The organism is Phocaeicola fibrisolvens, assembly GCF_025567125.1.
GTDB classification, from domain to species: Bacteria; Bacteroidota; Bacteroidia; order Bacteroidales; family Bacteroidaceae; genus Phocaeicola; species Phocaeicola fibrisolvens.
Genome location: NZ_JAOQJI010000038.1, coordinates 20889 through 38593, shown reverse-complemented (window position 1 = coordinate 38593; position 17705 = coordinate 20889). Strand labels below are relative to the sequence as shown.

The 17705-nt window shown below is 51.7% G+C and carries 14 protein-coding genes and 1 tRNA gene; 4 read left to right on the top strand and 11 right to left on the bottom strand.

Annotation, left to right across the window (positions count from 1 at the left end; all coding sequences use genetic code 11):
• Nucleotides 1–217: 217 nt before the first annotated feature.
• The 6 genes from OCV81_RS13520 to OCV81_RS13495 form a co-directional block, all read right to left on the bottom strand.
• Nucleotides 218–290: transfer RNA gene (locus tag OCV81_RS13520), tRNA-Lys, on the bottom strand.
• Between the two features lie 123 nt (nt 291–413).
• Nucleotides 414–2057, bottom strand: coding sequence for an ABC-F family ATP-binding cassette domain-containing protein (locus OCV81_RS13515; RefSeq protein ID WP_148330523.1), 1644 nt, complete (start codon nt 2055–2057; stop codon nt 414–416).
• Nucleotides 2058–2113: 56 nt separating this feature from the next.
• A complete protein-coding gene (locus OCV81_RS13510; RefSeq protein ID WP_148330521.1) occupies nt 2114–3070 on the bottom strand; it encodes an SH3 domain-containing protein in 957 nt (318 codons plus the stop codon).
• The gene (locus OCV81_RS13505; RefSeq protein ID WP_148330519.1) at nt 3067–4908 is read right to left on the bottom strand and encodes a peptidase U32 family protein; all 1842 of its coding nucleotides are present in this window, start codon (nt 4906–4908) and stop codon (nt 3067–3069) included. Before OCV81_RS13505 ends, OCV81_RS13510 begins: the two co-directional genes overlap by 4 nt.
• Before the next feature lie 2 nt (nt 4909–4910).
• Nucleotides 4911–5834, bottom strand: coding sequence for a homoserine O-acetyltransferase MetA (gene metA / locus OCV81_RS13500; RefSeq protein WP_148330517.1), 924 nt, complete (start codon nt 5832–5834; stop codon nt 4911–4913).
• Nucleotides 5835–5963: 129 nt separating this feature from the next.
• The gene (locus OCV81_RS13495) at nt 5964–6854 is read right to left on the bottom strand and encodes a LysR substrate-binding domain-containing protein (protein ID WP_148330515.1); all 891 of its coding nucleotides are present in this window, start codon (nt 6852–6854) and stop codon (nt 5964–5966) included.
• Nucleotides 6855–6957: 103 nt separating this feature from the next.
• Between OCV81_RS13495 and OCV81_RS13490 the strand changes: the two genes are divergently transcribed.
• From OCV81_RS13490 to OCV81_RS13480, 3 genes are read left to right on the top strand one after another with little or no spacing between them, the layout of a single operon-like run.
• Nucleotides 6958–7866 (top strand): NHL repeat-containing protein, encoded by a 909-nt coding sequence (locus OCV81_RS13490; protein WP_148330513.1) that lies wholly within the window; start codon nt 6958–6960, stop codon nt 7864–7866.
• Nucleotides 7841–8263: an NADPH-dependent FMN reductase family protein gene (locus OCV81_RS13485; RefSeq protein ID WP_148330511.1), complete on the top strand. Its 423-nt coding sequence runs from the start codon at nt 7841–7843 to the stop codon at nt 8261–8263. The genes OCV81_RS13490 and OCV81_RS13485 overlap by 26 nt, the downstream gene beginning before the upstream one ends.
• Before the next feature lie 40 nt (nt 8264–8303).
• A complete protein-coding gene (locus OCV81_RS13480) occupies nt 8304–9758 on the top strand; it encodes a catalase (RefSeq protein WP_148330509.1) in 1455 nt (484 codons plus the stop codon).
• A gap of 273 nt (nt 9759–10031) precedes the next feature.
• Here the strand turns inward: OCV81_RS13480 and OCV81_RS13475 are convergent, their stop codons facing one another.
• From OCV81_RS13475 to OCV81_RS13460, 4 genes are all read right to left on the bottom strand, one after another.
• On the bottom strand, nt 10032–11207 hold the full coding sequence (locus tag OCV81_RS13475; RefSeq protein ID WP_148330507.1) for a TolC family protein: 1176 nt from the start codon (nt 11205–11207) through the stop codon (nt 10032–10034).
• Entirely contained in the window at nt 11204–14314 is a 3111-nt protein-coding gene (locus OCV81_RS13470; protein ID WP_148330505.1) for an efflux RND transporter permease subunit, read from the bottom strand. Before OCV81_RS13470 ends, OCV81_RS13475 begins: the two co-directional genes overlap by 4 nt.
• Nucleotides 14315–14326: 12 nt before the next feature.
• A complete protein-coding gene (locus OCV81_RS13465) occupies nt 14327–15481 on the bottom strand; it encodes an efflux RND transporter periplasmic adaptor subunit (protein WP_148330503.1) in 1155 nt (384 codons plus the stop codon).
• Nucleotides 15482–15585: 104 nt separating this feature from the next.
• Nucleotides 15586–15999 carry a DUF6769 family protein gene (locus OCV81_RS13460; protein ID WP_148330501.1) on the bottom strand — a complete coding sequence of 138 codons (414 nt, stop codon included), beginning with the start codon at nt 15997–15999 and terminating at the stop codon, nt 15586–15588.
• A gap of 189 nt (nt 16000–16188) precedes the next feature.
• Between OCV81_RS13460 and OCV81_RS13455 the strand changes: the two genes are divergently transcribed.
• The gene (locus OCV81_RS13455; protein ID WP_022354328.1) at nt 16189–16962 is read left to right on the top strand and encodes a lytic transglycosylase domain-containing protein; all 774 of its coding nucleotides are present in this window, start codon (nt 16189–16191) and stop codon (nt 16960–16962) included.
• A gap of 70 nt (nt 16963–17032) precedes the next feature.
• Here the strand turns inward: OCV81_RS13455 and OCV81_RS13450 are convergent, their stop codons facing one another.
• Nucleotides 17033–17701: an FKBP-type peptidyl-prolyl cis-trans isomerase gene (locus OCV81_RS13450; protein ID WP_022354329.1), complete on the bottom strand. Its 669-nt coding sequence runs from the start codon at nt 17699–17701 to the stop codon at nt 17033–17035.
• Nucleotides 17702–17705 lie beyond the last annotated feature (4 nt).

Below are 17705 nucleotides of genomic sequence, written 5' to 3'. Positions count from 1 at the left end.
TTTAATATAAAGAAAATGTGTGCTAAAATCAAAAATCAGAAGATGACAGACAAAAATTATCAAAATATAAGGGTGGCATAAGCCATCTACAGCACATTATACCCCCAGATTTTTACGTTGAGCCGTATTCTGCTTCAATTTGCGGTATGGATAAAAAGAAAAACCGCTGATAATGATTGATTATCAGCGGTTTTCATTGTTTTGCTTTTTGTTTGAGTGATCCGCTTGGGGCTCGAACCCAAGACCCCAACATTAAAAGTGTTGTGCTCTACCTGCTGAGCTAGCGAATCAATCCTTTGTCGCATCGGTCATTTCCCGATTGCGAGTGCAAAGGTAGTAACTTATTTTAAACCTGCAAAACATTTGGAAACTTTTTTCTCAAAAAAGCCGTTTTTTCTTTCCAAAGGGCCTTTTCAAGCGTTTTTACGCTCCAATTCCTGCAGACTTTCCAGTTTCTTGGTCTCCAAAAACTCATAAATGCCACACAAGTGTTCCTTCACACGCTGGTAACCGAACTCATACACCTTCGTAACCAGCCCGTCCAAGAAATCACGGTCGTGCGATACCACAATCAGGGTGCCGTCGAAATCCATCAACGCCTGTTTCAGGATATCCTTCGTCTTCATGTCCAGGTGATTGGTCGGCTCATCCAAGATCAAGAGGTTGACCGGCTCCAGCAACAGTTTAATCATGGCCAGACGGGTACGTTCCCCTCCCGACAACACCTTGACCTTCTTCATCGAGGCTTCCGGACTACCGAACATGAAGGCTCCTAACAGGTCCCGGATTTTGTTGCGGATTTCTCCCTTGGCCACATCGTCAATGGTCTGAAACACCGTCAGGTTCTCGTCCAGCAACGAAGCCTGGTTCTGTGCAAAATACCCAATCTGCACGTTATGGCCCAGCGTCAGCGTACCTTCATAGTCTATTTCATTCATGATGCACTTCACGAGGGTAGACTTACCTTCTCCGTTCTTTCCCACAAAAGCCACCTTGTCGCCCCGTTCAATGGTGAGGTTGGCATTCTTGAACACCACGTGGTTGCCATACGTCTTTCCCACTCCTTCCATGATGACCGGATAGTTGCCACTACGCGGTGAAGGAGGGAATTTCAAGCGCAAGGCCGAGGTATCTTCTTCGTCCACTTCGATCAGTTCCAGTTTCTCCAACATCTTCACCCGGCTCTGCACCTGCAAGGTCTTGCTGTAAGTGCCCTTGAAACGTTCGATGAAGTCCTTGGTCTCCTGAATCATCTTCTGCTGTTCCTCATATTGCTTCATCTGCTGTTCGCGGCGTTCCTTCCGCAGCACCAAGTACTGGGAGTAATTCACCTTATAGTCGTAAATCCGTCCCATGGTCACTTCGATGGTACGGGTCGTAATGTTGTCCACAAACTTCCGGTCGTGACTGATGACCACCACCGCCTTGGCACTGTTGATCAGGAAATCTTCCAACCATTGGATGGACTCGATGTCTAGGTGATTGGTCGGCTCGTCCAGCAGCAACACATCCGGATTCTGGAGCAGCAGCTTGGCCAACTCGATGCGCATTCGCCACCCTCCGCTGAAATCGCTGGTCGGACGGTTGAAGTCTTCCCGCAGGAAGCCCAGTCCCAACAAAGCCTTCTCCACGTCTTCCTCGAAATGTGTCATGTCGATGGCATAAAACTTCTCGCTCATCGAGGCCACTTTCTCTATCAGGGCCATATAGGAATCACTTTCATAGTCCGTCCGTGTGGCCAGTTCGTTGTTCATCCGCTCAATCTCTTCCTCCATCTCCTTCAGATGGGCAAAAGCCTGAGAGGCTTCTTCGAATACCGTCCGCCCGTCTTCCGTCATCAGGTGCTGCGGCAGATAGGCAATCACACAGTCCTTGGGGGCGGTCACTTTTCCCCGCGTAGGCTGGCGCACACCGGCCAGTATTTTCAGCAGCGTAGATTTGCCGGCTCCATTTTTTCCCATCAGGGCAATACGGTCTTTTTCGTTAATCTGAAAGTTCAGGTCACTAAACAAGGTGGTCCCTCCGAATTCCACGGTCAGTCCATCTATACTAATCATATTATGTAGGGTTTTAAATTTTTGAAAGGTGCAAAATTACAAAATTATGCGGATTATTACTCATTCAAGGCGCCACAGTGCGGACAAATGCCTTTCGACCTCATCTTGGCACCACAGGCTCCACAGGCGTAGGGATAGCTGTTAGCCTTGCGCAAGCGCCGGACGCACCACACGGAATAGGCGATAAAGGCCAGATAGGCCAGATACACCCACAAGTAGGTGAAAAAGATATACAAGAAAATGCAGCAGGAAGCCAGTCCCAGCAGATAGAAAAAGGCCACCTCCATCGTGGTCTGGTGAAACAGGTCGTCCAGCAAGGCCACCCCCAGCAACAGAATAAGGAACACGCTGAGCACGAAGAGTCCCAATACGAAAGGCAGGTCGAAGGGATTCAGCGAAGGGTCATAATAATACCGCTCCCAGGTTTCCGGTACGAAATGCTGCATGCTGTTATACAACGTGGCTGCCGCAGCCATCAACCACGACAGGGTAATGGGAAACACACTGTCAATGTCATTCAGCCAGATGAGCTTAATCTGCTTGCGCCGCAAGGCACGGTACACGAAGCAGAGGAAGAACACGGCCAGCACCAGAAAGAACGGCAGGGCATGGGAGTTGCTGAACAAGTGGATGCAACGGGAGATGGGGTCTACGGGGACGATGTGCGACAGCAACTGGCGTTCGGGAACCCATCCGATGGTTTCCTGGTCGCGGGCCACTTTCACCCACACCGAGTCGCCTTCCATTTCTTTACGGGCGGTAATCTCGGCTACCACCAGTTCATCGCCTTCCTTCACCGGAATGGAATCGAGCAACGGGAGCTGATGAAGCCAGAGCGTGTCGGCCGTGACCCGGAAATTGCTGTTCAAGGCATACGGACATTCCCTCACCACCGCCGTCACCGAATCATTCGGATTTCCTTCTCCTGCCGCAGACAAGGAAGTACGGTAATGACAGGCCGTCACGCACAACAGCAAACAAATCACCCCTAGAATATAACCCGCGTGTTTCATTCTGACTTCTGATTATCCAATGACACTTTCATCTGACAGACCTTACAGTCGAAATCCAGGCGGAATCGCCGTCCGTCCGTACTTACCAGATAGTAAGGCTCCTTGTAGGGCGATTTCACCTTATGATGTACCGGACACCAGCCCATGCTGTAGCGCAGGCAATGCTTGCAGAACATCAGCACGGCATCGGTCCGTGGTTCTTTCTCAAAAGCAGGTTCGATGCGCTTCACACCGTGGTCGTGATAGAAGGCCTGTGCCTTCGTATTCATCACATTGCCCAGGTAGGTCAGGTCGCCCACGATAAACGCATGCGTGGTTTTCGGGAAGCGTACCCTTTCCTGCGGATAGTTGATGCGGCGGGCTTCCAGCAGCTTTTCCACCGCATTCCGACGCAAATCGGCCAAGGCAGAAGAAGGTACAAACCAGTCCGCCGACAAGGAGATGTCCAGTTTCTCCAGCTCAAACGGGGTGTTGCCCAGCTTACCCAACTGGTTCTTCAGGTTTTCGGCCTGAGGGGTACGTGCCAGTGTCTTTTCTGCCGGCAGCGTCACGCTGATGCAGTTATCGTCTTCGTCGGTCAGGGTCAGGGTAAACCCGAAGTTGTTCTCTTCAAACAACATGGATACGGCCATCTTCCGTTCAGCCGACTTTTTCTGCATCACCCGTTCAAACTCCTGGTCGAAGTTACGGTAGATTTTGGTCTTCGGACGCAGACGCGGCATCTCCTGCGGATAGAGTTTGTTGTTCTCCACCCGGTTTACCCGGAAACCGTGCAACTTGCCTTGTTCGTCCAAATAGCAGAGTCCGTCACCGTTGCTGAAAGGTTTCACTCCGGCCACCGTGAAATAGTTGCCGCGCACTTCTTTCACCACGCCCATCTCCTCGCCCAACGACTTCGGCGTATGGAAAGAGAAAATATCCGGCGTACGCCCGTGCAGGAAGTAATCGGTAAATCCCCGGCTGAAACTCTTGTCCAGCTGCGGACGGAAAGCCAGACGGACGGTACCGGACGAAGCCCGCACGTATTCTTTCCGGCGCTTCAGGATGGCATCCAGCTTCTGGCGGTAATAGGCAGTCACGTTCTTCACGTAGGCCACGTCCTTCAAGCGTCCCTCAATCTTCAGCGAAGAGGCGCCCGCATCCAGCAAGGCCTCCAGGTTGTCGCTCTGGTTCATGTCTTTCAGCGATAGCAGGTGCTTGCCGCGGGCAATCGTTTTCCCGTCCGCATCCACCATGTCGAAACTCAGGCGGCAGAACTGCGCACACTCTCCGCGGTTGGCACTGCGGCCGAAACATGCCTGACTCACGTAGCACTGTCCGCTGTAGCTCACGCACAAAGCGCCGTGCACGAATACCTCCAGCGGCGTATCCGGACAGGCGGCATGAATTTTTGCAATCTCGTCCAGTGTCAGCTCACGGGCCAATACCACTTGACGGAAACCGGCCTCAGCCAGGAATTTCACTTTCTGCGGCGTGCGGTTGTCCATCTGCGTACTGGCATGCAGCAGAATCGGGGGCAGATTCAGGCGGGTGATTCCCATGTCCTGCACGATGAGGGCATCCACCCCCACCCGGTACAAATCCCAAATCATTTTCTCGGTATCTGCCAGTTCCTCTTCCTTCAGGATGGTATTGACAGTCACGTAGATGCGTACGCGATACAAATGGGCATAACGCACCAGGGCCTCAATGTCTTCCAATGAGTTGCCGGCAGCGGCACGTGCGCCGAAACGCGGGGCACCGATATATACCGCATCGGCCCCGTGGTTGATAGCTTCCATGCCGCACTCCAGGTTCTTGGCCGGGGCAAGCAGTTCGATAGGACGTTGTCTGATCATGCTTATTTTATCTGGTTGATATCGTAAGGAGTTTCTTGGTACACATAATAGTTCATCCAGTTGGAGAACAACAGGTTGGCCACGCTCCGCCAGCGCACCAGCGGTCCTTTTTCCAGATCGTTGTCGCGGTAGTAATTACGCGGCATTTCAATGGGCAGGCCTTTGCCCAGGTCACGACGGTATTCCGTATCCAGCGTGTAAGGAGAATATTCCGAATGGCCGGTCACGAAAAACTCGCGTCCGCCACGAGCCATTACGATGTGTACACCCGACTCGGGCGACTCGGAAATAATCTGCAGGTCCTTGCATTTTTCAATGTCTTCCCGGCGGACTTCGGTGTGACGGCTATGAGGCACATAGAACACGTCGTCGAATCCACGGAAGATGGGCAGATGCTCAAAGCCCTTGCAGATGTGGTGTTCAAAGATGCCGAACATTTTCTTGTCCAACGGATACTTCGGGATGCCGTAATGGTAATACAAGCCGGCCTGTGCCGCCCAGCAGATATAGAACGTGGAGGTGACATGGGTACGGGTCCATTCGAAAATATCCGTCACCTCGTCCCAGTAGTTGACATCTTCAAAATCCAGGTGTTCCACCGGGGCTCCGGTAATAATCATTCCGTCGAACTTTTCGTTTCTCATCAATTCAAAATCACGATAGAACGCTTTCATGTGCTCCACCGGCGTATTCTTTGAAGTATGGCTTTTCAGCTTCATCAGGCTCACCTCAATCTGCAGAGGGGAGTTGGACAACAAACGGATCAAGTCGGTTTCTGTCGTTATTTTAAGTGGCATAAGGTTGAGTACGACAATCTTCAACGGACGGATGTCCTGCGAGCTGGCCCGCGAATTGTCTATCACGAAAATATTCTCTTCCTTCAACAACTCGATTGCCGGCAGTTTATCGGGTAAATTTAATGGCATATGGCTGTGTTTCTGTTTATTTTCTATCAAAGGGCAAAGTTAATAATTCGGCACGGATTACGGGGAAGAGCCGTCCATCTTTTTTTGCCCTTATCATTTTTTAAACCCGCCGGCATCCTCCGGCCTATCTCATTCTCCCCCGTTTTCGACCGTCTTCTGCAAAAAATCGGCAAATGCCAGCGCCGACTTTTTCCGGTAGTTTCCCTGCGCCCAGAACAGACAGCCTTCAGAGGCCAACGCATCGGCACACAAGATAGGAATCTGCACCAAATCTTCTTCCCCGCGCACAGCCGCTTGAGTCAGAATCGTAGCCCAATAGCCTTCCCGCAAGGTATGGATAATGGTATGTACGTCGTTCATTTCTACCCCCACCGTCAGTTCCAAGTGCTGGATACGGCATAATTCATCCACCTTCTTCCGGGTGGCAAAGCCCTGTCCCGGCAACACCAGCGGAGTCTCGCACAGCCGTTTCAGCGTAATGGAAGAAAGTCCGGCCAACGGATGCGAACGGTGCACAATGAAATTCAGGCGGGAAGAAAACAAAGGTAAAGTTTCAAACCCTTCCGACGTGCCTTCCGGCTTGAAAGACAATACAAAATCCAGGTGATTGGCTTCCAGCCGCTCCAGCAATTCTTCCGAGGTGGCAAAACTGATATCGACCTTGACCTTCGGATAGGTCTTCGTGAAACGAGTCAGTGCCGCAATCAGCAAGGGGCTCATGCTATAAGTCACCCCGATGTGAAGCACCCCCGTCTCTATCCCTTTCAAGTCGCGGATAATCTGTTTTCCGTCTTCCGCATCGTAAAGCGCCTTTGCTGCATAAGGCAAAAAAGCCAGTCCGGCTTCCGTAGGAACCACCCGCTTCCCGATGCGGTCGAAAAGCAAGACGTCCAATTCATCTTCCAGCTGCTTAATCTGCTGGGAAAGTGTACTTTGTGAGATAAACAACGCACGTGCCGCCTCCGAAAAATTCTGCAATTCGCAGGCCGCTTTAAAATATTTCAACTGACGGAGTTCCATTTCTTATCGTTTCTGCCTATGAATGTTATCGGAAAAATGAGTGCTACAAATATAGAAAATATTTGGCTCGCATTTAACTTTGTCAAAAAATAAACGTAAAAAGATGAAAAAGATTCTCAGTGCAATGTTTGTTTGCTTGTCGATAAGTTTGTCGGCACAAACCGTAAAAGGTGTAGTAAACGAAGGACTTCGTTATTGTGAAAGTACGTATCCGTATCAGGGAGGTATCCTGGTGGCCAACTTCGGTACCGCCGAACTGAATCCGCTGAACACGGAAGGAAAAGGATACATCGCATTTTATAAGGACGGAAAGACCCAGGTCATGGTTCCGGCCGACGGCAATCTGTCGGCTCCCAAAGGAATGTTCATCCGTCAGGACTACCTGTATGTATGTGATGTGAACAAGATTGTGGTGTATCACCTGACCGACAAAGCGGAGAAGCCGAAAGTCATTTCCCTGCCCAAAGGCAACCTGTTTGTCAACGACCTGGCAGCCGACGGAAACTACCTGTATGCTTCGGTGACCAATACCGACCGTATTTTCCGCCTGGACATCAGCAATCCGGCCCAGCCGGGACAGCCCGAAGAATGGCTGCAAATCAGCGGACCGAACGGACTGCTCGTACGTGACGGAATGATGTATGTAGCTTCTTATCCGGCCGACGGAGTGACCAAGGAAGCCAATGTGATTTACCGCATCGACAACCTGAAGCAGCCCGTGGCCCGCAAACTGACGGAAGTGACCGGACAATACGACGGCATCGCTTTCGCTTACGACGGAAAATCGCTGATTGTCACCAACTGGACACCGGCCCAGCTGAGCCGCATTGACTTGGCCAGCGGAAAAATGTCTCCTCTGCCTTTGAAACTGGAGCAGCCGCTGATTGGTCCGGCCGACATTACCGTAAAAGACGGCTTTATCTACATCCCCGACCTGCCCAACAGCCGGGTGGTGGTTGTAAAGGAATCTTGTTGCTGCAAATCAAATGAAAGCCACTGTCCTGTATTATAGCCACAAAGGAAAGACAGCCTTTTTCGCCAGAGAGATTGCAATGTATCTCTGGTCGAAAGGGCTGCATGTCAGCTTGTGCGCGATTTCCGATTTCGACCCTCAGAAGCTGGCAGAAACGGATTTCCTGCTGTCGGGATGCTGGACTTGCGGCTGTTTCGTCGTCGGACAGCACCCGCACCGGCAATGGAAAGCCTGCAGCCGACGAATGGCAGGACAAGTGCCTCCTCACCGAACGCTGCTTTTTACAACTTATAAATTCAGGACAGGAAGCATGCTCCGGAACATGAAGAAAGCCTTGCGTATTTCCCGGAAAGCCCCTGTACCTTTCCTGCAATCCAAGAACGGCTTGCTGACCGACTCGGACAAACAAATCCTGGACCGGTTCATCACCGTATAATTCCTTCTTAATCTATTATCAAATCACAAATGTAATGCTTATGGAAAAAAAGAAACTTACCAGTGCCTCAGGCGCACCCGTAGCCGACAACCAGAATGTGGCTACCGCAGGACGAAGAGGTCCGATGCTCTTACAAGATGTGTGGTTTCTCGAAAAACTGGCACATTTTGACCGCGAAGTGATTCCCGAACGGCGCATGCACGCCAAAGGTTCGGGAGCGTTTGGAAAATTTACGGTCACGCACGATATCACGGCCTATACCAAGGCGGCCATTTTTTCACAGGTGGGAAAGGAAACGGAACTGTTTGTCCGTTTTTCTACAGTGGCCGGTGAACGTGGGGCGGCGGATGCGGAACGTGACATCCGTGGCTTCGCCATCAAATTCTATACCGAAGAAGGCAACTGGGACTTGGTGGGAAACAACACGCCGGTGTTCTTCCTGCGCGACCCGCTGAAATTTCCCGACTTGAACCACGCGGTGAAACGGGACCCGCGTACAAACATGCGCAGCCCGCGCAACAACTGGGACTTCTGGACTTCACTGCCCGAAGCCCTGCACCAGGTGACCATCACCATGAGCGACCGCGGCATTCCGGCTTCGTACCGCCACATGCACGGCTATGGCAGCCACACGTTCTCCCTGATCAATGCGGAAGGGAAACGTACGTGGGTCAAATTCCACCTGCACACCCAGCAGGGTATCCGGAACCTGACCGATGCGGAAGCGGAAGCCATCATCGCGAAAGACCGGGAAAGCCATCAGCGCGACCTCTACGAAAGCATTGAAAAAGGAGACTTTCCGAAATGGACGATGTACATCCAGCTGATGACGGAAGAACAGGCCAAAGCATGTCCGTTCAACCCCTTCGACCTGACCAAAGTCTGGTCGCAAAAGGAATATCCGCTGATAGAGGTGGGGGTGCTCGAACTGAACCGCAACCCGGAAAATTATTTTGCCGACGTAGAACAGGCGGCTTTCAATCCGGCCAACGTGGTGCCGGGCATCAGCTTCTCGCCCGACCGCATGCTGCAGGGCCGTCTCTTCTCTTACGGTGACACGCAGCGTTACCGTCTGGGCGTCAACCACCACCAGATTCCGGTCAACCGGAGCCGCTGTCCTTTCCTGAACATGTACCACCGCGACGGACAGATGCGCGTGGACGGCAACCACGGTTCGACCCTGGGCTATGAACCCAACAGCTACGGAGAATGGCAACAGCAAGGCGAATACAAGGAACCGCCTCTGGAACTGGACGGTGCGGCTTATCAGTGGGATTACCGGGAAGATGACACGGACTACTATTCTCAGCCTCGTGCCCTGTTCCGCCTGATGACGCCTGCCCAGCAACAGGTGCTCTTTGAGAATACGGCCAGAGCCATGGGAAACATTCCGGAAGAAATCAAACTCCGCCACATCCGGAATTGCATGCAGGCAGATGAAAACTACGGTAAGGGAGTGGCCCAGGCCCTTCACATTCCGTTGGACAGAATTTAAGGTATTTCCCCGGCTGTTTCAGGGAAAGGCCAGCCGCTTTTCCCTGAAACACTGGAATCTATTTTATTTTCCCTGAAACACTGGAATCTATTTTATTTTCCCTGAAACACTGGAATCTATTTTACGTTTCCCTCGGGAAAAACGTACGTTTCCCACTGCGGAAACGTATGTTTCTCGGGCGGGAAACCTACGTTTCGGCCACGGGAAACGTAAAAAACATCGAAAAAAAACCGCCTCTTCGCAGGGGCGGTTTTACTTTTTATTACAGCTGATTTACAGACGGTTCTTATAGATGTCGGCCATGAGTTTCTGGTACTGGTTCTCCAGCGTCATGTAGCTTTGCAGGTTGCCATATACGTTGTCGGCCTCCACATAAAAGTCGATGATGGACAACTGGCCGGCCGTAACAGCATCGTAGAGCAGACGGAGGGTGTGGTGCATCAAAGGCACATCGTAGGCCTGCATCGCCTCACGCAACTGCTGCATCTCATTGAACTGGCTCTGTACCTTGGCTTCTACCTGCAGGCGGGCATTGTCGCGCTGCAAGTTCGCACTCAACGCCTGGGCTTTCGCAATTTTCAGTTTCTTGCGGTTGGAAAACAAAGGAAAACTGCCTCCTACCAGGAAACCGTTGCTCTTCTCTCCCACCGAGGTATTCCGCCGGTAGCCCACTTCCAGTTTCGGCAACCAGTTCTGCTTGTTTACCTTCACTTCTTCCGAAGCGGCCTGAACGGTCGCCTCAGCGACCTGCAAATCGGCATCCGACTGCATCACTTCGTTATACAACGTCTGATAATCCTGAATAGCCTCCACCTTGGGGTAATCTGTTTCCGCAAATTCCAAAGGCATATTGCCGTTCATGGCCAGCAACTGCTGCAAGGCCGTGCGGTGTGCGGCATTGTTCTGAGCCACTTCGGTCTGCACCTTCATGCGTTCCATCTTGATTTTATTCACTTCCAAAGCATTGGCATCCCCCTCTTTCAGGCGTTTTTCGAACAACTCCAACAGGGCATCGGCATTCTTCATCCGCTCGGCCAGCAACTGCTGTTCCTGGTTCAGCCGAATCAGATCCAGACACAGGTTCTTGGCTTGCAGCAGAATGTCGCGACGGAGCACCTGCTGCTGACGGTCCAGCACGTTTTTCTGCGATTTTCCAGAACGGTTGCGTGCCGCATACAGCGTGGGGAAATCAAATCCCTGCGTCACCACCAGTTCCGAACTGGCCATACCGTCCACATTGCTTGCATAAAACGGACTGTATTCCACGCTGGGGTCTTCCAGGTTATTCCGTGTCTGCACTTCCATCTTGGCCGCCTCCATGCTGTGCGCACTGGCCTGAAGTTCCTTGTTGTGCTGCTCCACGGATTGCAACACCTCTTCTATTTTCTGTGCCTGCAGCCCGCCGGAAAAAGCCAGGCCCGCAAGCAATATCCATCCAAATTTTTTCATGCTTCTGTTCTTTTAGTCGTTTTCTTCCGGTTCATTAACTCATACACAATAGGAATGACAAAGGCATTCAGGAAAGTGGAGGTCAGCAATCCTCCCAGGATGACCTTGGCCATCGGACTCTGAATCTCATTGCCCGGCAGGTCGCCGCGCAAAGCCAGCGGAATCAGGGCCAGGGCAGACGAAAGGGCGGTCATCAGAATCGGGTTCAGACGGTCGAGCGAACCGTGTACGATACTTTCGCGCACATCCAGATGCTGCTCTTCACGCAACAGGTTGTAGTGGGTGACCAGCAACATACCGTTTCGGGTGGCAATACCGAACAAGGAGATAAATCCGATGATGGCCGGAATACTGACTTCACCCGTGGTCAGCCACAGGGCAAACACACCGCCAATCAGGGCCAGCGGCAGGTTCAACAGAATTACCCCGCTCTCGGCGGCATCGTGGAACTGCATGTACAGTAACAGGAAGATGACCACGATGCTCATCAGGGAAGTCAGCAGCAAGGTACGGCTGGCGGCCTGCTCGCTTTCAAACTGTCCGCCGTATTCAATGTGATAACCTTCGGGCAACGTAATCTTCTCGTCCACCCGACGCTGGATGTCATTCACCACGCTGCGCAAGTCGCGCCCACTGGTATTGGCCGAAATCACGATTTTCCGTTTCACGTTTTCCCGGTTGATGGTGTTCGGTCCCATGGAAGACACCACATCGGCCACGTACGACAAGGGAATCTTCCGCCCCTGCGCATCGTCAATCATCAGGTCTTTCACACGGTCCATCTCGCCCCGGTCGGCCTCATCCGCACGCACCACCAGGTTGAAGGTCTTTCCCTTTTCATACACCTGCGACACGACCTCGCCGGCCATATTCACCTGCACGAACTCACTGAACTGCGGCAACGAGATGCCATACTTGGCCAGCATCTCCCGCTTGGGTACAATCTTCAGTTCCGGACGCTCAATCTGCTGCTCCACGTTCAGGTCGGCTACGCCTTCCACATCACTGATGGCCGCCTTTATCTGATTGCCCAAGGCAAACATCCGGTTCAGGTCATCTCCGAACAGCTTGATGGCAATGCTGGCCTGCGTACCACTCAACATGGCGTCGATACGGTGACTGATGGGCTGTCCGATTTCAATGTTGGCCCCCGTGATGACCGACAGTTTCTGACGGACATCCGCCAACAGTTCGGCATGCGAACGGTCCTTCAGCTCGAAAGGCGCTTCTATTTCCGACACGTTCACGCCCAGGGCATGCTCATCCAGTTCCGCACGTCCCGTCTTGCGGGCCACGGTCTGTATCTCCGGAATGGAGAGCAGGATTTCCTCGGCCTGACGCCCAATCTTGTCGGATTCTTCCAACGAAATACCCGGCAGGGAGCTGACATTGATGGTAAACGACCCTTCATTGAACGACGGCAGGAAGCTGTGGCCCAACGTAAAGAAGATGCCCAAGGCCACCACGAACACGGCAACCGTACCTCCCAGCACCGTCTTCTTGTGCTCCAGCGACCAAAGCAAGGCCCGTTCGTAATATTTCTTCAGCCATACCGCCAAGAAGGCTTCTTTCGGCAGTTCGTCTCCTTTTGACTTTCCTCCTAACAGGTAACTGCACAACACTGGGGTCAAGGTCAATGCCACCACGGTAGAAGCAAACAAAGACACGATGAACGCAATGCCCAGCGGCACCAGCATACGGCCTTCCATCCCGGTCAGGAAGAAAAGCGGAATAAAGCTCACAATGATAATCAACGTGGAGTTCAGAATCGGCATACGTACCTCGCGCGAAGCATTGAACACCACCTCGCGTACCGGCTTGCGTTCTTCCGGCGGGAGCATCTTGTTTTCCCGCAAATGCTTCCACACGTTTTCCACGTCGACAATGGCATCATCCACCAGCGAACCGATAGCAATGGCCATACCTCCCAAACTCATGGTATTGATGCTCAGCCCCATGTAGTGCAGTACCAGAATGGCCACCACCAGGGAAAGAGGAAGGGTAATCAACGAAATAATCGTCGTCCGCGTATTGGCCAGGAACAGGAAGAGCACGATGACCACAAAGATGGCACCTTCATACAGCGATTCCTGTACGTTGCTGATGGAGCTTTCGATGAAGCGCGACTGGCGGAACACATCGGTAGAGATTTTCACATCCTTCGGCAGGTTCTTCTGCAAATCGGCCAAGGCCTTCTCCAGCTGTTCCGTCAAGGCAATCGTACCCGTGTTAGGCTGCTTCGTTACCGTAAGCAGTACGGCTGGCTTTCCTTTTTCGGAAGCCACTCCCAGCTTGGGCTGCTGCGAACCGATACGCACATCAGCCACATCTTCCAAGGTAATGGGTGCTCCCTCTGCCGTGGTCCTGATGACGGCCCGTCCCAGCTTATGCACATCGTCCGTAGAAAGCACTCCCCGCACAATGTACTCGTTGCCATATTCATAGATGACCCCTCCATTGGTATTCTGGTTCATGTTGCGCGATACGGCCATCACCTCTCCAAGAGTCACCCCATAATGACGCATCCGGTCGGGATGAATCAGAATCTGGTATTCCTTGATGTCTCCCCCCAGTACGGCCACCTGTGCCACACCTCCGGTGGACAACAGACGCGGACGGATGGTCCAGTCGGCCAGCGTACGCAAATCCTGCATGGAAGTAGAATCGGCGGTCAAGCCCACAATCAGCAATTCGCCCAGAATAGACGACTGCGGTCCCAGCGTAGGCTTTCCCACATTGTCCGGCAAAGACTCGCCCACTGCGGCCAGCTTCTCAGACACAATCTGACGGGCCAGATAGATATCGGTATCCCATTCAAACTCGACCCAAACCACTGAAAAGCCCGTGGTGGACGAAGAACGTACCCGTCGTACATTGGTGGCTCCGTTCACCGCCGTCTCGATAGGGAAAGTGACCAACTGTTCCACTTCCTCTGCCGCCATACCGTTGGCCTCGGTCATCACCACCACCGTCGGGGCATTCAGGTCGGGAAACACATCCACTTCGGTGTGGAAGGCTGTATAGGTTCCTCCTATCAGCAGCAATATCGCTGCCACCAGCACCAGCAAGCGGTTCTGTAAGGAAAATCGTATAATCTTGTTCAGCATAGCCCCTCCGCTTTAATGATTATGTGTATGCGCCGGGATGGCATTGGAAGCCGAGGCCAGTTTGACATGAATTGCGCCACGAGTCACCACCGTATCTCCGTCTTTTATGCCGGAAAGAATCTCTACCCGACTGCCGTCAGAAGTTCCCAGTTTCACTTCCTGCTTTTTATAGCACTCCTCATCCAGCTTCAAGTAAACGAAATACACACCCTGTTCCTCGGTCAAGGCCGATAGCGGAAGACTCAACACCCCGCTCCGTTCGCCCGACAAGAGGTACACCTCTACAAAAGAACCGGGAACCATGTCGCCCCGATTATCGAACTCAAAAGTCACTGGCACATAATAAGAGGTATCTCCCGAAGATTTACCGAAAGAAAGCAATTTGCCTCCCAAATTCTCAAGGCTATATACTTTATTATTATAAGGAGTCTGGAAATTGGCAGACACCACCTGGGAAAGCTGTGCATAATAACGCTCGGACACTTCTGCCTTCAACACCAGCCGACGGGTCTGAGTCACCGTCATCAACGGCTGACCTACTGTCACATAATCGCCTTCCTTCACCAGGCAAGCCTTGATAAATCCACTGATAGGAGACTTGACAGAAACTCCCTTACCCGACTTGCTCGGCTTCAACGCTTCGTAGGTGAGACGGGCATTCTCGTAGGCTTCACGCAAGGCCGCAAAGTCTTTTTGCGACACAATCTGGCTGCTCACTAGTTTCTGAGCCCGTTCATACTCTTCCTTGGCCTTCTCATAAGCCACCTTGGCTTTCTGCACAGGGTCGCCATCCTGGATATGGGCAGCCGACACACTCAGCAGTTCCGTTCCCTTGCCGACTTGCATTCCTTCGGCCACTTTCCGGGAAAAAGAAACTACACCCGAAGAGGCAGCCACCACGGTAGCTTCCTCTCCCTGGGCAGCCAGAACCTGTCCGCTGGTATGAATCACATTGCGAAAACTTCCCGCACGAACGGTTTCGGCTTCCACACCTGCCGCCTTCGCCTTTTCAGGGGCCAGGATAATCTCATCGGAATGGCCGGCCTTTTCTCCGGCATGCATTTCTTCTTCATGGCTGTGTCCCTCCTCGCCATGTTCATGGGCATGCTCTCCACATGCACCCAACAGGAACATGCACAATGTGCCTGTCAAAATATAATTTTTCATTGAATTACGGTGTTTTTAATTTTGCTGCAAAAATAACTTCTGTACCCTGCAAGCTGGTTGCAAAGTACACTTCTCGCTCTCTATCCCTCTACAATGGGATTGTTTTATGCAGCAAAGGGAGGGGCACGGAAATTCCGCACGGCCGAAAAGTTCCGGGCGTGTAATCTTTCGATGTAATAGGAAGTCAGGTCCGTAGATTCCACAGAGACAGGCGTCTCCAACCACACGGACGACAGATAAATCAAGGTATAATACGTATAATCCGGCGTGAAATCCGGCAAATGATGCGGAGTGGAAAAAGAGAAATGGGTCACACAGCTGATATCGCAGGTATGCTTGTCGGCATCACCGGGACAATGACAAGTTTCTCCTTCCGCATGCACATGGGCAGGAGTGCAGGTTTCCATGTCCGGACTGACACAGAACGCTTCGTTGTGATGATGATGTGGAAAAACTCCGACTACCAGCACCCACAAACTGACAAGCAACAGGCAATATGCATGTACACGATGTTTCATTCCCTTTCTCTGACGGGCGCAAAGGTAAAAAGAAATCCAGAAAAAAACAACGTTTTGCCTGCTACCTGACCTTTTTACCATTCAATCTCCACCGATGCGGAGAAAACTTTTAAAAGTCTGACTGTACACCCTGACCATAAATAGCTTACCTTTGCCGGCAAGAAAAGATAACGTGAAAAAGAAGTAAGTATGAAATCTGGTCTTACATTGCTGCTGGTATGTTTTCTGCCCCTCGTGCCCCTGACGGTGCATGCGCAAGGCCCCGACCGGAGGCCCCGCCCTTCACTTCCCGAAGAAGAGATAGAAGGCACTCCTGCCTATGCCGCACTCAGCCGCATTGAAGTGGCCGACAGTCTGCTGGAACCGAATGTACTGATTTTCTGCGGGGAACAGGTGAATCTGGATCCTTCCGACCGCAAACAGAAACTGCGCAGGGAACTGGCCTCTTTGTCCCGCTTTTCCCAGTCGCTCCAACAGAAGGCGGCTTATTTCTTTCCCCTTGTAGAACCGATTCTGGAGGAACACCAGATTCCCAACGATTTCAAATACCTGATGGTGATTGAAAGCGGCATGAATCCGGAAGCACGCTCGCCCGTGGGGGCCTTGGGACTGTGGCAGTTCATGAAGGAGACGGCCCGGGAATACGGTCTACGGGTGGAACGGAAAATCGATGAACGGCTGGACATTGAAAAATCGACCCATGCCGCCTGCCGTTACCTGCGCACCGCTTACGACAAATTTCACGACTGGGTAGCCGTGGCACAATCGTACAACATCGGACAGGCCCGTATCGGAACGGAACTGAAAGAACAGAAAGTGGAAGAAGCCATCGACCTGCAACTGGTGGAAGAAACCAACCGCTATATCTACCGCTTACTGGCCATCAAAATCCTGTTTACCCATCCGGAGAATTTCGGTATCTCTGCCGTGCCCGACTATTACAAGAAAATACGAAGAAGATAGAAACAAAAACGCCATGAAGAAATCTCTCGCAAGAAATTCTTCATGGCGTTTTCTATTTCAACATTTCTAATTATTTCACCTTCAAGCTATAATCTTCGATTCCTTTCGGATGGATTACCTTTTCCAACTTCAAATCAAAAATCAGCATAGAATTAGCCGGAATGGATGAACGTTCCGAACTTCCATAAGCCAAATCTGCCGGAATATACAATTCGACACGCTGACCTTCTTTCATCTTCTGTAACGCAGTAACCCAGCCGACAATCAGCCCGTCACCCCCACTTGTCTGACTGGCCTGTAAAGCGAAATGAGTTGGTACATGGATTTCTTCATCCAAATCTCCCGTATAATTCTGGTCGAACACAGTACCGTTTATCAACTTACCACGGTAATATACACTGACACTGTCCGTAAACAAAGGCGTAGCCCCTGTACCCGGCTCAATAATCTTCATATACACCGAATCGTTGGCACTGGCTGGAGTCTCAAACGGATTAGTGGTCACAGTCGTATTTCCCAATCCAGGAGTTGTGCTTTCACTTGCAATCTTATAATTACAATAGATTTCCCATTCCCCTGGATGCGTACGAGCTACATCCGCAATGGAATCCAAATAACGGTCATTACGAACTTCCCAGTTAGCATACGGATCTTCCACAGTGGTATCTTCCGCACACGATGCCAACCCGAAAGAAAGAGCAAACGACAAGGCAATCAGCCAAAATAGGTTCTTATTCATGTAA

Excerpts from the sequence above, each read along its gene's own strand:
- OCV81_RS13515 (WP_148330523.1), bottom strand. The coding sequence starts at position 2,057 with ATGATTAGTATAGATGGACTGACCGTGGAATTCGGAGGGACCACCTTG.
- OCV81_RS13510 (WP_148330521.1), bottom strand. The coding sequence starts at position 3,070 with ATGAAACACGCGGGTTATATTCTAGGGGTGATTTGTTTGCTGTTGTGC.
- OCV81_RS13505 (WP_148330519.1), bottom strand. The coding sequence starts at position 4,908 with ATGATCAGACAACGTCCTATCGAACTGCTTGCCCCGGCCAAGAACCTG.
- metA (WP_148330517.1), bottom strand. The coding sequence starts at position 5,834 with ATGCCATTAAATTTACCCGATAAACTGCCGGCAATCGAGTTGTTGAAG.
- OCV81_RS13495 (WP_148330515.1), bottom strand. The coding sequence starts at position 6,854 with ATGGAACTCCGTCAGTTGAAATATTTTAAAGCGGCCTGCGAATTGCAG.
- OCV81_RS13490 (WP_148330513.1), top strand. The coding sequence starts at position 6,958 with ATGAAAAAGATTCTCAGTGCAATGTTTGTTTGCTTGTCGATAAGTTTG.
- OCV81_RS13485 (WP_148330511.1), top strand. The coding sequence starts at position 7,841 with ATGAAAGCCACTGTCCTGTATTATAGCCACAAAGGAAAGACAGCCTTT.
- OCV81_RS13480 (WP_148330509.1), top strand. The coding sequence starts at position 8,304 with ATGGAAAAAAAGAAACTTACCAGTGCCTCAGGCGCACCCGTAGCCGAC.
- OCV81_RS13475 (WP_148330507.1), bottom strand. The coding sequence starts at position 11,207 with ATGAAAAAATTTGGATGGATATTGCTTGCGGGCCTGGCTTTTTCCGGC.
- OCV81_RS13470 (WP_148330505.1), bottom strand. The coding sequence starts at position 14,314 with ATGCTGAACAAGATTATACGATTTTCCTTACAGAACCGCTTGCTGGTG.
- OCV81_RS13465 (WP_148330503.1), bottom strand. The coding sequence starts at position 15,481 with ATGAAAAATTATATTTTGACAGGCACATTGTGCATGTTCCTGTTGGGT.
- OCV81_RS13460 (WP_148330501.1), bottom strand. The coding sequence starts at position 15,999 with ATGAAACATCGTGTACATGCATATTGCCTGTTGCTTGTCAGTTTGTGG.
- OCV81_RS13455 (WP_022354328.1), top strand. The coding sequence starts at position 16,189 with ATGAAATCTGGTCTTACATTGCTGCTGGTATGTTTTCTGCCCCTCGTG.
- OCV81_RS13450 (WP_022354329.1), bottom strand. The coding sequence starts at position 17,701 with ATGAATAAGAACCTATTTTGGCTGATTGCCTTGTCGTTTGCTCTTTCT.